Below are 419 nucleotides of genomic sequence, written 5' to 3' on the forward strand. Positions count from 1 at the left end.
GGCCGGTCCGGCGGCGATCAGGGCGCCGACGATGATGACCGACGACACCGCGTTTGTGACCGCCATCAGCGGCGAATGCAGCGCCGGGGTGACGCGCCAGACGACGTAGTAGCCGACGAAGCAGGCGAGCACGAGCACCGTCAAGCCGGTGACGAAGAAGTTGCCGTGACCGCCGGCGGCCTCGGCCACCGGTTGGGTCGAATGCGCGACCTGGGCGGCCAGAAGGTCGGCCTGCTGGCCGAGCGCCGCAAGGTTCGCCTTCAGCTCGGCAATACGGGCGGACAGTTGGATCTGATCCATGGGTTGTGTCTCCTCGGGCGCCCGGTCAGCCGGCGAAGGCGGGGTGGACGACGGCGCCGTCGCGGGTCAGCGCGATGGCCTTGACGATCTCGTCATCCCAATTGAGCGTGATGCCGGTG

Annotated in this window: 1 protein-coding gene; it reads right to left on the reverse strand. The window is 68.7% G+C overall.

Annotation, left to right across the window (positions count from 1 at the left end; all coding sequences use genetic code 11):
* Positions 1-300 (reverse strand): NAD(P) transhydrogenase subunit alpha (locus tag TSO352_RS16795; RefSeq protein ID WP_109110691.1); only part of this gene is annotated, 300 nt, incomplete at its 3' end.
* Positions 301-419 lie beyond the last annotated feature (119 nt).

Source organism: Azospirillum sp. TSO35-2 (assembly GCF_003116095.1).
In the GTDB taxonomy this organism is placed as follows: domain Bacteria; phylum Pseudomonadota; class Alphaproteobacteria; order Azospirillales; family Azospirillaceae; genus Azospirillum.